Source organism: Actinocorallia lasiicapitis, from assembly GCF_054778695.1.
This window is the reverse complement of the sequence record NZ_BAAGZI010000018.1, coordinates 1-12,759: the sequence shown is the minus strand read 5'-3', so window position 1 is coordinate 12,759 and position 12,759 is coordinate 1. Positions and strand designations below refer to the sequence as shown.

General features: G+C 69.9%; 9 protein-coding genes. 1 reads left to right on the top strand and 8 read right to left on the bottom strand.

Features of this window, described 5'->3' with window-relative positions; all coding sequences use genetic code 11:
* Positions 1-19: 19 nt before the first annotated feature.
* The 6 genes from ACYVE7_RS04125 to leuA all read right to left on the bottom strand — a co-directional run bounded on the left by ACYVE7_RS04125 (position 20) and on the right by leuA (position 9,144).
* Positions 20-1,468 (bottom strand): hypothetical protein, encoded by a 1,449-nt coding sequence (locus ACYVE7_RS04125; RefSeq protein ID WP_460363174.1) that lies wholly within the window; start codon positions 1,466-1,468, stop codon positions 20-22.
* Entirely contained in the window at positions 1,465-2,442 is a 978-nt protein-coding gene (locus tag ACYVE7_RS04120; protein ID WP_460363173.1) for a glycoside hydrolase family 26 protein, read from the bottom strand. The genes ACYVE7_RS04125 and ACYVE7_RS04120 overlap by 4 nt, the downstream gene beginning before the upstream one ends.
* Entirely contained in the window at positions 2,439-3,998 is a 1,560-nt protein-coding gene (locus ACYVE7_RS04115; protein WP_460363172.1) for a glycosyltransferase family 2 protein, read from the bottom strand. The genes ACYVE7_RS04120 and ACYVE7_RS04115 overlap by 4 nt, the downstream gene beginning before the upstream one ends.
* A 2-nt stretch (positions 3,999-4,000) precedes the next feature.
* Positions 4,001-5,941, bottom strand: a complete 1,941-nt coding sequence (locus ACYVE7_RS04110) for a serine/threonine-protein kinase (protein ID WP_460363171.1) — start codon at positions 5,939-5,941, stop codon at positions 4,001-4,003.
* A 303-nt stretch (positions 5,942-6,244) separates the two neighbouring features.
* On the bottom strand, positions 6,245-7,252 hold the full coding sequence (locus ACYVE7_RS04105; RefSeq protein ID WP_460363170.1) for a glycoside hydrolase family 26 protein: 1,008 nt from the start codon (positions 7,250-7,252) through the stop codon (positions 6,245-6,247).
* 185 nt (positions 7,253-7,437) lie between these two features.
* Positions 7,438-9,144, bottom strand: a complete 1,707-nt coding sequence (leuA, locus tag ACYVE7_RS04100) for a 2-isopropylmalate synthase (protein WP_460363169.1) — start codon at positions 9,142-9,144, stop codon at positions 7,438-7,440.
* 227 nt (positions 9,145-9,371) lie between these two features.
* On the opposite strand from leuA, the gene ACYVE7_RS04095 reads away from it, so the two are divergent.
* On the top strand, positions 9,372-10,268 hold the full coding sequence (locus tag ACYVE7_RS04095; protein ID WP_460363168.1) for a GH12 family glycosyl hydrolase domain-containing protein: 897 nt from the start codon (positions 9,372-9,374) through the stop codon (positions 10,266-10,268).
* A gap of 10 nt (positions 10,269-10,278) precedes the next feature.
* On the opposite strand, the gene ACYVE7_RS04090 is transcribed toward ACYVE7_RS04095, so the two are convergent.
* Together ACYVE7_RS04090 and ACYVE7_RS04085 are read right to left on the bottom strand one after the other, a co-directional pair.
* Positions 10,279-12,375: a galactose oxidase-like domain-containing protein gene (locus ACYVE7_RS04090; RefSeq protein WP_460363167.1), complete on the bottom strand. Its 2,097-nt coding sequence runs from the start codon at positions 12,373-12,375 to the stop codon at positions 10,279-10,281.
* Between the two features lie 20 nt (positions 12,376-12,395).
* On the bottom strand, positions 12,396-12,759 hold a 364-nt coding region (locus ACYVE7_RS04085), incomplete at its 5' end, for a hypothetical protein (protein WP_460363166.1).

The window sequence follows — 12,759 nt, the reverse complement described above, 5'->3', positions numbered from 1 at the left end:
CGGCCCCACCCGGACCGTGTCAGCCGGGCAGCCGGATCCACACCTCGTAGTCGCCGGCCCCGCGCGACGTCCGGAAGGGCAGCTTGGCCGCCAACCGGTACCGGGGCGCGTCGCGGAGCTGGGTCTGCAGCGGGCCGGAGATCTCGTGGCTGGCCTGACGGTCCAGGACGATCACGTCGAAGTACGCGTCCGCCACGGCCATCCGGTAGGCCTCGGGGCCGGTCGTGTCCCGGTAGAGCAGGTAGTAGAAGCTCGTGACGCTGGTCGGCGGGGTCCGCTCGTACAGGTAGTAGGCGGGGGTCTCGGCGATCTCCGTGAGGACCTTCCCTCCGGCCGGGACCACCCGGTCAAGTTCCTGGTTGAGCAGTGAGCTGTTCACCCAGGAGGCGTACTGCTTCTCGGCCTCGTGGGTGCCGGCCCAGAGCAGGCCGACGCCGACCGCGATGGCGGGCAGCGGAAACCGCAGATGCGCTCCGGTGAGCCTGGCCAGCGCCAGCCCCGCGAGCGGCGCCGCGAACACGAGCCCGAACCCGACGTGCTTGAACAGCGAGACGTCGGTGTGCAGGTGCAGATGGTAGGCGGGGGCCAGCAGCAGCGTCGCGAACAGGACCACGCAGAGCAGGACGTTCCTGACCCTGGACGGCACCGCCGCACGGTCGCCGGTCAGGGCGGCCGCCACCCCGAGCGCGGCGGCCACGATCGTCGGGCCGAGCCACCGCCCCGAAGCGGCGAGCAGGGTGGAGGCGGGCACACCGCCGTCGCCCCGTCCGGTCGTCGTGGACTGCAGGGCACGGAGGGCGTCCAGCCCGAACAGCACCCCGGCCACGACGGCGCAGAGCGCGAGACCGAAGACCGCGCCGCGCGCCAGCGCCCGAGGCCACGACGTTCGCGCGACGAGCACCGCCATCGCGACCACCGTGGGCAGGTACAGCGCCGAAGCGTACTTGAACGCGACCATCAGCCCCGCCACCGGCACCGCGGGGGCGAGCAGCCAGGGCCGGGCCGCCGACGCGGCCGCGAGCCTGGCGAGAACGGCGAGGAACAGCACGATGAAGGCGTCATAGGTGGCGAAGTTGCCCAGCACCTGGGTCGACTGGGGGACGGCGAAGGCGGCGGCCGCGCAGAGTCCGGCCTTCTGCGACCACAGGCTCCTGGCCGTCCCGCAGACCAGGACGGTCGCCGCGAGGACGCAGACCAGGCTGACGGCGCGCGCCGCGGCGAGCCCGCCGAGCGCGTCCACCTGGTGGATGCCCAGCGGATAGAGGTAGGGCGACCCGGAGAAGTAGGCCGTGTAGCCGTACTGGTCGGGCGTCAGGCCATGGCCGATGTTGTGGTCGAGCAACCGCCCCGCCGTCAGATACAGGGCCTCGTCCTGGAAGGCCGTGTTGCGCAACCGCAGCGACAGCACGGCCTGGAGCACGAGGATCCCACCGAGCAGCAGCCGGAAGACTCCTTCCCTGCGGGTCATCCGGTGAACTCCGCGACTCCGCGCCGGAAGGCCTCCAGCGCCTGCGGGGAGCTCTCCACCCGCCAGTCGCTCTCCTTGTCGAGGTTGAACCAGACCAGCCCGATGATCCGCGGATCGGTGGCGACGTGGTGCAGCAGATCGGTGATCGCTTTCGGCTTGCCCGGGCCCTTGTCCACCGCGGTCTCGGCGAGGAGCACCGGTTTGCCGGTGAACTTCCGCAGTTCCCTGAGGGTCGGCTCGAACACCTTCCGGAAGGTCCGCCCGCTCTGCCGGCGATAGAAGCCGTTGAGGCCGATCCAGTCGACGTGGGCGTCGCCCGGATAGTAGGGCCGGATCCGGAGCCAGCGGGTGGCGTTGATGATGTTCGGCGACCAGATCCACAGGACGCTGACCGCGCCCTGGTCGAGGAAGACCTGGTGCAGCCGCCGCCACGCCCGGACGAACTCGCTGGGTTTGCGGTTGCCCCAGGGATACCAGGTCCCGTTCATCTCGTGGGCGAAGCTGAGCAGGACCGGGGCGTTCAGATCACGGAGCTGCCCGGCCACCGAGGCGGCGTAGCCATCGGCGGCGCCGTCGGCGATCTCGGCGAGCGAGCTCTTGTCCGGCTCCCACGCCAGGAACGGCAGCGCACCGGCCTTCCGGACCGCGGTGACGGCTTCGACGGGGAACGGCTCCCCCCAGCCCAGGAACATCTTCACGATGGAGGGATGGTGGCCGACGTCGCCGGCGAACCCCGCCAGTTTCACCGAGAAGGCGTTCACGTCGGCGGTGGAACGGGGCGCTCCACCGAACGTCACACCGAGGTGATCGGTGCTGGGCCGGTAGTAGCCGCGCATGTCGTACGGCATGAACTGGGCGGGCGGCCCGGCCTGCGGCCTGCGCGGCGGCGGTGCCGGGCGGGGCGCGAGCGCGCAGCCCTGGACCAGCAGACCGGCGGCCAGGGCCGCGCTCGCCTTCCTTGTTCCGCGCCTCATTCCGCGGGCCTCCTCGGCTGCAGAACCATCCGCCCGCTCACCAGCACGTCGAACAGGGCGAGACCGAGCAGGACGGCTGAGGCGGCGCGGTCCATCGTGCTGAAACGCCACAGCGCGGCGGCGAGGAAGGCCACGGCCGTCGAGACGCTCCAGCCCGCCGCGGCTCGCCAGACGACCCGGCGCATCCGGGAGACGTTGCCGTCCACGCCCGAGGGCCGCCAGCGCAACCGCCGCCCGCTGACGAACGCGGCCAGCGCGAACACATGGGCCCAGCAGCACAGGAGCCGGACCGCGAACGCCTCCAGCCGGAACGGGCATCGGTGCCACAGCGGCAGCACGACCCCGCCGAACACCAGGCTGGGCAGCAGCCAGAACGCGCCGGACGCGGTGAGCGTCTGCGGCAGGTAGAGCAGGATCGCCAGCGGGATCAACGGCGCCCACACCGGAAGGAGCGCGGTGTGCAGGTAGTACAACGCCCCGGCCAGATAGGAAAGGCGCATCCGCCACGACATCCGCGACCGCCAGAACCGTGCTCCCCCGACCAGTTCGAAGGAGGCCAGCGACCAGCGGAACTGCTGGCCGAGGAAGGCGTGGGTGGAGTCGGGGCACACGCCCGCCGACAGCACCAGCGGGATGTAGCGCAGGTCCCAGCCCCGCAGTCGCAGATCAAGGCCGGTGTGCATGTCCTCGGAGTGTTCGGCCAGGCTGCATCCGCCGATCTCGGCGAGCGCCGTCCTGCGGTAGACGGCGCAGCTACCGCAGCAGACGCTGCCGCCGCCGCGCTGTCGTGAGACCTGGACCGACCGGTAGAAGATCTCCTGGACGGCGCCCGCCCCGCGCTCCAGCCAGTTCTGGTGTCCTTCGGCCCGGAAGAACTGCGGGGTCTGGACGATCGCGGTGCGCGGCTCGGCGAGCAGCCAGGGCAGGGTCTCGGCCAGGAAGTCGGGGCGGGGCGCGAAGTCCGCGTCGAGCAGCAGGACGAACTCGCCGTGGGAGTGCGCGAAGCCGAACCGCAGATTGCCCGCCTTGCGGTGGCGGCCCCGATCGGGGCGCGAGCCGTACCTGAATCCGAACTCCAGGGCGAGCTCCTCGACCGCACGGCTGCCGGAGTCGTCGAGGACGAACGGAATCGCCTGCCCCGGATAGGCCTCGACCAGCGCACGGACATGGATCCAGGTGTTGCGGAGCATCGGCAGCGGCTCACCGCAGACCGGCAGGAAGATGTCGACGGTCGGCGTGCCCGCACCCCCGCCCACGGCGAGCGCCCGGTGGGCCTTCAGATCGAAGTCGCGGGTGAACAGGTCGAGCACGAGCGAGACGACGAACCCGGCCGCTCCCGCCGCGAGCAGCGGGGCGAACAGCCACAGCAGCGGATCGGCCTGGACGAAACGCCACTGGGTGACGGCGAGCCCGCCGAAGCTCAGCGCCCCGAACGGGATCAGCACGCCCAGCCGCCGCCGCAGGTAGCCGTACTTCTCGTCCTCGTCCGGCGGATCGGGCAACGGCCTGCCGGCGTGCTCGAGCGGGCCGGTCTGACGCCCGGCGACCTGCGTCATCGTCACCCCTTCCACAGCCGGATGTAGGTGTCGTGGCCGCCGGTCGCGATGACGTCCTCGCCCTCGACCCGTCCCGTCGCGACGACCCAGGCGATCTTCTGCGAGACGGTTCTGGGCGGCCGCAGATCGGTGCCGTCGGCGAGGTTCCACACCCGCAGGGTCATGTCGTTGCCGACCGTCACTGCGGCCTTGACGCCGTCGACCTCGGCGGCGACGAGCCCGTGCACCTTGTCGGTGTGGCCCTTGTAAGCGGTGTGCCGCCGGTCCACCAGGTCCCAGACGTGCAGCAGCGTGTCGTCCCCGACGCTGAGTGCGGTGGGCCGGCCGCCGATCACGGTGTAGGCGAGCGCCTGCACCTGGCCGATGTGTCCCTCCAGAGGCTCGCCGACCGGCCGATGGGTCTCCAGGTCCCAGAGCCTGATCTTGCCGTTGGCGTCACCCGACATGATCACTTGGCGGTCGCTCAGGCTGCCCATGGCCAGCGCGCCGACCACGTTCTCATGGCCGCGCATGACGCTGCCGAGCGGCTTGCGGCCGACGAGGTCCCAGACCCGGACGGTCATGTCGCCGCCGGTGGACACCACGACCGGCACGCCGCCGACCCCGTCGATCGCCAGCGCGCCCACCCAGGAACCGTGCCCGGTCAGCACGGCCTCCTCGGTGTGGGAGTTCAGGTTCCAGATCCGGAGGGTCCTGTCCTCGCCCGCCGAGACCGCGAACGGCTCGCCCTCGTTGGGGAAGAAACGCACTGCGCCGACCCAGCCGGTATGGCCCCGCAGCGGAGCGCCCTGCGCCTTGGCCGTGATCGGATCCCACACCCGGACGGTCCGGTCGGAGGCCCCGGACAGCAGCAGGGTCCGGTCGCCGGTATCGGCGAACTCCAGCGCGGTGACCCCGGTCGTGTGGCCCTTCAGCAGGGCGCCGTCCTTCAGCCCGCCACCGCCTCTGGACTTCAGCACGATCCCGGCCGCGACCGCTCCTGCCGCGCCCACGGCGACCAGGCCACCGCCGGCCAGCACCCGCCTGCGGCTGAACAGCCGCAGGGTGCGGCCCGTCGTGTCCTCGGCGGCGACCTGCGCGCCGACCCGGAGCACGTCGGGGGGCGCGGGGTCGGCCCAGTCCCGTTCGATCGTCTCCATCCGGTTGCCGAGCAGCGACAGCAGCAGCTCGGTCGCCGGCGGACGGCGCTCGGGGATCTTGTCGAAGCAGCGTGCCAGCAGGTCGGCGAAGCGGGGAGGCACCATCCTCAGGTCGGGCTCGGTGTTGATCACCTTGTTCATGACCATCGGCGGAGTGGGCGCGTCGAACGGGAGCCGTCCGGTGGCGGCGAAGTACAGGGTCGTGGCCCAGGAGAAGACGTCGGAGGCCGGGCCGACGCGCGGGCTGGTGAACTGCTCGGGCGACATGAACGCGGGTGTGCCGAAGACCCCGCTGCGCGTGTGGGTGACGTCGTCCATGGCCCGGGCGATGCCGAAATCGACCACACGGGGCCCGTCCGGGCCGATGATCACATTGCCGGGCTTCAGGTCGCGATGGACGATCCCGGCCTGGTGGATCGCTGCCAGTGCGGTGATCGTCCCGACGGCCAGCCGCTCCAGCTGCGAGGCCGAACGAGGCCCTTCACCGGTGATCAGATCGCGCAGGGACGGGCCGGGGATGAACTCGCTGACGATGTAAGGGCGGCCCTCGTGGGTGCCCGTACCGAGGACCGCCGCCGTGCAGAACCCCGCGACCCGGCGCGCGGAGTCGACCTCGCGCAGGAAGCGGAGCCGTGTCCGCTCGTCGTCGAACCCCTCGTGCAGCAGCTTGATCGCGACCTGCTCGCCCCCGGGGAGCAACCCGAGCAGCACCGTGCCCTGGCCGCCGGAGCCCAACCGGGAGACCAGCCGGTAGGGGCCGATCGCCCGGGGGTCGTCGTTGGACAGGGGTTCGGGACCCGGCACTCGTCATCGCCCGATCTAGGAGGAAACCGGTGGCTCGGCCCACCGGGATGCCCGAAGGCACGCCACCGCTCCGCAGAGCGAGTCCCCACCCCGTCAACACCCGGTTGCCCGCACCGAACGTTAAGTGACGCGGACACCGAGGATCCGGGATAAATGCCGACGATTTCATAACGACCGACGAGAACAGGCCGATACCCCTTATCGGCCCCAGATAACGCGAATTAGATCCGGCCCTTTCCGCCGTCACCAGCAGGAATGGCGAGCTTTCACCATCCCTGCTTTCCGGAATGTTACGAACGCCCCCTACTTGATACCGAAGGGGTATTTGGTGACCAGGGAGCGGAAGAGCTTCAGGGAGGACTTGGTGCGTTCGAGGCGGTAGTCGGCTTCGCCGGGCTTGTTCATGTTGAAGTAGATGAGGCCGATGATGTCCTTGCGCTTGGCGACGGTCGTCAGGAGGTCCTTCAGGTCGGCGGCGCGCTTCGGGCCGAAGGCGGAGCCGGTCTCGGCGATCAGGATCGGCTTCTTGGTGAAGGTGCGGATCTGCTTGATCGTCGGCTCGAAGGAGCCCTTGAAGGTCGCGTTCTTCTGGCCCTTGTAGTAGCCGATCACGCCGACCCAGTCCACATAGCCGTTGCCGGGGTAGAACGGCTTCAGCTTGACCTTGGGCATCGGGTAGACGACGTTCGGCGACCACATCCACTTGGCCTTGGTCGCGCCGTTCTCCTTGAGGACGTCGTGCATGTGGCGCCACGCCTTCACGAACAGCTTCGGCGAGTTCTTCTTGTTCTCGCCCTGGCAGGACGGCGAGGCCGGCTTGCCGTTGCAGGTGGCCCAGGAGTACCACCAGCCGTTGAACTCGTGGAACGGGCTGATCATGACCGGCACCCCGCTGGCCTTGATCTCCCCGGCGAGCTTGACCAGGTACTCGTCCTGCTCGCCGGCCGCGATCGACGCCATGCTGACGCCGTGGTTCTCCAGCTCGAGCTGCGGCAGCGCGCCGCCCTTGTAAGCGGCCTTGGCCCAGGCCGCGGGGTACGGGTTGCCCCACGCGACGAAGTGCTTGACGATGTTGGGCGCGCGGCCGACGTTCTTCTTGAAGACCTTCGCCTGCGCGGCCGGATCGTTCTTGGTCTTCCCCTCGGTGTAGATCCCGAGGTACTCACGGCCCGGCGCGAGCGCCGCCCCGCCCCCGCCGCCTTGCGGCTCCTGCGCCGCGGTCTGCTCGGCCTTCGCGCCGCCACCCGAGGAGCACCCGGTGACGAGGGCGAGCGGGAGCATGGCCGCGATGGCGATATGACGGAGCTGCACAGAACCTCCAGGGGGATGGGACACAACCGGTCTTCGTTAACGAACCGTCCGATATTCGACGCCCAGCTAACCAGATTTGTTCGAACGCGAAGAACCCCAGCCCAAGATCATCAGGCTGGGGTTCGCAGAGTCGCTGGAAGAGGGCCGCGCGAGGATCACCCGCGCGCCGTCCGCCGGAACAAGCCTCAGGCGCGGGCGGCGCGGTTCACGGCGCTCAGGATGGCCTTGAGTGAGGCGGTCACGATGTTGGCGTCGACACCGGCGCCCCACAGGACGCGGTCACCGACCTGGCATTCGACGTAGGCCGCGGCCTTGGCGTCGCCGCCGCCGCTCATCGCGTGCTCCGCGTAGTCCATGACCTTGACGTCGATGCCGACGGGGGTCAGGGCGTCGACGAACGCCGAGATGGGGCCGTTGCCGATGCCCTCGATCTCACGGATCTCGCCGTCGATCCGGACGTCGCAGTTGAGCAGGTCCTTCTCGTCCACCCGCGAGGAGGTGCGGTGCGCCAGCAGCCCGATCTTGGGCCCGCCGGACAGGTACTCCGCCTCGAAGATCCGGAACATGGCCTCGGCAGTGACCTCGCCGCCCTCGGCGTCGGTGTGCTCCTGCACCACGCGCGAGAACTCGATCTGCAGCTTGCGCGGCAGTTCCAGGCTGTGCTCGGTCTTCATCAGGTAGGCGACGCCGCCCTTGCCGGACTGGCTGTTGACCCGGATGACGGCCTCGTAGCTGCGGCCGACGTCCTTGGGGTCGATCGGCAGGTACGGGACGGCCCAGGTGAAGGCGTCGACCGGGACGCCCGCGTCGGCCGCGTCGGCGGCCAGGTGCTTGAAGCCCTTGTTGATCGCGTCCTGGTGGGAGCCGGAGAACGCCGTGTAGACCAGGTCGCCGCCGTAGGGGTGCCGCTCGTGCACCGGCAGCTGGTTGCAGTACTCGACGGTGCGGCGGATCTCGTCGATGTCGGAGAAGTCGATCTGCGGGTCGACGCCCTGGGTGAACAGGTTCAGGCCCAGCGTCACCAGGCAGACGTTGCCGGTGCGCTCGCCGTTGCCGAACAGGCAGCCCTCGATCCGGTCCGCGCCGGCCATGTAGCCCAGCTCGGCGGCGGCGACCGCGGTACCGCGGTCGTTGTGCGGGTGCAGCGACAGCACCAGGGAGTCCCGGTACTTCAGGTTCCGGTGCATCCACTCGATGGAGTCGGCGTAGACGTTCGGGGTGGCCATCTCGACCGTCGCCGGCAGGTTGATGATCACCTTCCAGTCGGGGGTCGGCTGCCAGACGTCGTTGACGGCGTCGCAGATCTCGACCGCGTACTCCAGTTCGGTGCCCGTGTAGGACTCCGGCGAGTACTCGAAGAAGATCCGGGTGCCCTGCGCCTCGTACTCGGCGGCCAGCTTCTTGCAGAGCTTCGCGCCCTCGACGGCGATCGCGGTGATGCCGTCGCGGTCCTTCTCGAACACGACCCGCCGCTGCAGCGTGGAGGTCGAGTTGTACAGGTGGACGATCGCCTGCTTGGCGCCGGCCAGCGATTCGAAGGTCCGCTCGATCAGCTCGGCGCGGGCCTGGGTCAGGACCTGGATCACGACGTCATCGGGGATCAGGCCCTCTTGGATGATCGTCCGTACGAAGTCGAAGTCGGTCTGCGAGGCGGCGGGGAAGCCGACCTCGATCTCCTTGTAGCCCATGTCGACCAGCAGCTGGAACATCTTCAGCTTGCGCTGGGTGTCCATCGGGTCGATCAGCGCCTGGTTGCCGTCACGCAGGTCCACGGCGCACCAGCGCGGCGCCTCGGTGATCACTCTGTCGGGCCAGGTGCGATCGGTCAGCTTGACCGGCGCGAAGGGCTGGTACCGCTGGAAGGGCATACCGGAAGGCTTCTGCTCGTTCATGGTTTCTTTCCCGCTGCTTTCGTCGGAGAGTTCACTCATCGCGACCGGCGCAGCCGAAGCACCCGCGACGAGGAAGCCGGCCTGGTTCTAGATCGAACCCGTGGCCTCGTCGCGGCCGCTAAGAAGGAGCAGCCCACGCAGCATGGTTCGAAGGTAGCAGATTTCACGGGTGTTACCGAACGGCTGTGGCGAAAGCTACACCGCGAACGTGTGCTTGTATGGGGGACGTGCAGCGGCTCGTGGGAATGATCACCGGATCGGTGCTGGCCGGGCTGCTGCTCCCGCCCGTCGCGGCGTACGCCGACGAGGAGCGCTGCGACACCGCCGAGCCCGGCTTCGTCGACGGCGGGTACGCCGTCCAGGCCAACCGGTGGAACTCCCACGGCAGCCTGTGCGTCCGGTTCGGCAAGGCGCCGGGCTTCACCGTCACCGGCAGCACCCTGAACCGGGGCAACCTCGCCAACGGCTTCCCGCCGGGCGCCTACCCCAACATCGGCACGGCCCTGGCCGACCGGCGCCTCCCGCGCGGCATGGACGCCCCGATCCGCACGTCCTGGGCGTTCACCGGGGCCGCGGGCGCCTACAACGCCTCCTACGACCTCTGGTACCACCCCGACCCCGCCGCCTGCACCTCCACCAGCCCCTACATCGTGGCCAACGGCGGCGCGCTGGAGATCATGATCTGGTTCTCCAGCCCGGGGATCGACCCGTCCCCCGAGTGGAAGATCGCCGACGGTGTCACGGTCGGCGGCCGGGTCTACGACCTCTACAAGTTCACCGGGCCGACCGGCCAGACCGGCCTGATCTACGATCTGCGCGCGGAGACCACGAGCGTCGACGGCCTCGAGCTGGTGCCGTTCGCCCGCGACGCCGCCGACCGCGGTTTCCAGACCCCCGAGGCGAACCTCTGCAAGGTCCAGGCCGGATTCGAGATCACCGAGGGCGGTCAGGGGCTCGCGATCACGAACTTCGCCCTCGACGAGGGCTCCGCCCCGGCGCCGTCCCCCACGGCCAGCACTCCCCCCGCCCCCACCTCGGCCAAGGGCACCTCGGCCTGGTGGGCCCTGCCGATCGCCGCCCTCACCGCCGCCGCCGGAGTCCTCCTCTGGCGTCGCCGCCGCTAGCCGACAATCCCTAGCCGACGTGCACCCACTGGGCGATCGACGGGACGCCGCGGGCGTTGGTCGCGAACAGCATGTACCAGCCGGGCGGGGCGATGTTCGGGTTGGCCGTCAGCTTGACGGCGTAGGTGCCGCCCTTGCGGCCGACGATGGGCAGCGCCACCGACCGCTGGTTGGGGTCGGAGGAGTGGGTGACGGCGACCGGGCGGATCAGCGAGGCGTGGGTGATCTCCTGCGACACGGCGAAGGTCTGGCGTGAACCGTAGGCCCACTGCTTGCGCAGCTTGCCGATCTTCGGCCGTGCGCCCTTGAACAGATAGGGCGGCGAGAAGATCGAGATCCTGGTCTCGAAGCTGTTGTCGCCCGGGTTGGAGCCCTGGGCGAGCACCCGGCCGTCGGGGAGCAGGACGGCCGTGTTGTGGTAGCTGCGCGCCACCGGGTCGGCCGCCATCGACGACCACCGCTCCTGGGCACGCGGCACCGACGGATTGAAGATCGACGCCTCGAAAACGTGGTTGGAGCGGATGTTGCGGGAGCCGCCCGTCTCGAAGACGGTGCCGTCGGGCAGCAGCACGGCCGACACGTACAGCTTGCCCTGCGGCAGGTCGGGGCCCGGCCGGTAGGCGGGCTTGGCGGCGTTCAGATCGACGATGTCGGTGTGCTTGTGGCCCGGCGTGCCCTGCGAGCTGCTCGCCCCGCCGATCACCATGACCCGCTGGTCCTGCGCGGGCGGCAGCAGGACGCTCGCCGACTGGTCGCGGGCGACCGGGTCGCGCAGCCCGCGGATCCCGGTGTAGGTCGGCGCCTTCTTGTTGCCGCCGTCGTCGTAGATCCCGGCGAGCAGGGTGCCCTGCGGGGTCGCGGGCTGGCCCAGATCGGCGACGGGCCCCGAACCGAACACGAAGCTGCCCGAGTAGAACAGCTTGCCGTTCTGCATGAGGATCAGCGACGGGTACATCTGCCAGTGGTAGCCGCTCTGGCGGACCTCGTCCTGCTTCAGCCACCGGTTCTCGGCGTAGGAGTACCGCTCGGTGACGCGCGAGATGTAGGAGTTGCCGTTCGCGAGATCGTCGGCGCTGCCGCCGACGGCGAACACGTCGCCGTTGCCCAGGATCGTCGCCGAGGGGTACCAGTGGCCGTCGTTCAGGTCGTTGAGCTTCTCGTAGGCGTTGGTGGCCGGGTTGAACAGGTAGGACTTCTTGGAACCGGTGAACCCGATCACCTCCTGCCCCTGCGCGGTGTACTCGCCGTACTTCTCGCTGCCGCTCAGCACCAGCACCTTGCCGTTGGGCAGCTGGACGTGCCCGGCGCAGAACATGTCGTAGGGGGTCTTGACGTCGGTGTAGGTGTTCTTCACCGGGTCGTAGACGCGGCTGGTGAAGCGGCCCGCGTCGAAGCTCTGCCGGTCGTTGCCCGACCCGGCGATCAGCAGCACCTTGCCGTTGTGCAGCAGGACGCTGTGCATCGCGCGCACGCCGTTGCCGCCGAACGAGCGCACCGCCCACTTGCCGCGCTTGCAGCCGACGGCGTCGGTGCAGACCGCTCTGGGCGGTTTGAACGCCGTCATCGTGTAGTCGTCGGTGGTGACGGAGCCCTTCGCGGCGATCGCGAGCCCCCACCGCACGGCCACGGTGCCCGCCGGCACGGGGGGCGTGGTGAACTCGGCCCGCGCGACCCTGCCGCTCGCGGGCCGCTGCGGCGACTGGGTCCAGCGCGACCAGACGCCCTTCGCGTTCTTCTTGAACAGCGAGAACCGGACCGGAGCGGTCGACTTGAAGAAGACCGACAACCGGAACCCCTGCCCCGGCCTGGCCTTGATCGCGCACCGCGGGGTCTGGATGAGGGCCCGCTCCCCCGCCGTCCGCTGGGTGATCGTGATCCGGACGGCCCGTTTGCCGGACCGTCCCTTGACCAGCTTCGCGCCGCCGGAGTTCCCGCCGGACGTCCAGCCCGTCCAGCATTTCGGCAGCTTGCCGGCGAGGGTCTCCAGATGCGGGTTGGGGGCGAGGTTCACCGCGGCCGCGACCGGAGCGGCGCCGAGCAGCACGGCGGCCGCCGCGAGCGCGGAACCGAACAGGACGGCACGGGCGCGGGGGCGCTGGAACCTCATGGCACTCCTCAGAGCTCTTCTCACGAGTTGCACGCGATCTTGTCGCCGTCGGCGTCGAGACCCTGACGATCCTTGCCTACTACGGGCAGATCGCGGAAGCCGTTCAGCCGCAGCCATTCGCATTTGTCGGGCACCCGGCCGATCCCGTCGGGGAAACGCCAGGGCACGCACTGGCTGACCGTCCCGTAGTTGTGGTCGCAGCCGTCGTAGCCTTCGGCGACCTCGGCGGGCTTCGCCGACGACACCGCCTTCGGATCGGCGCTGAACGCCTCGTCGGCCAGGCCCGTGGCCTGCGGGGTGACCGAAGGGGCCGCCCTCGGCCGCGGCTCGGCCGACGGCGGAGCCGACTCGGGCAGGGCCGTCTCCGCCGCGACGGGCGGCGCC

Bases quoted from the DNA above. Each gene is read 5' to 3' on its own strand.
- leuA (WP_460363169.1), bottom strand. From the start codon at position 9,144: ATGAACGAGCAGAAGCCTTCCGGTATGCCCTTCCAGCGGTACCAGCCC.
- ACYVE7_RS04120 (WP_460363173.1), bottom strand. From the start codon at position 2,442: ATGAGGCGCGGAACAAGGAAGGCGAGCGCGGCCCTGGCCGCCGGTCTG.
- ACYVE7_RS04115 (WP_460363172.1), bottom strand. From the start codon at position 3,998: ATGACGCAGGTCGCCGGGCGTCAGACCGGCCCGCTCGAGCACGCCGGC.
- ACYVE7_RS04090 (WP_460363167.1), bottom strand. From the start codon at position 12,375: ATGAGGTTCCAGCGCCCCCGCGCCCGTGCCGTCCTGTTCGGTTCCGCG.
- ACYVE7_RS04125 (WP_460363174.1), bottom strand. From the start codon at position 1,468: ATGACCCGCAGGGAAGGAGTCTTCCGGCTGCTGCTCGGTGGGATCCTC.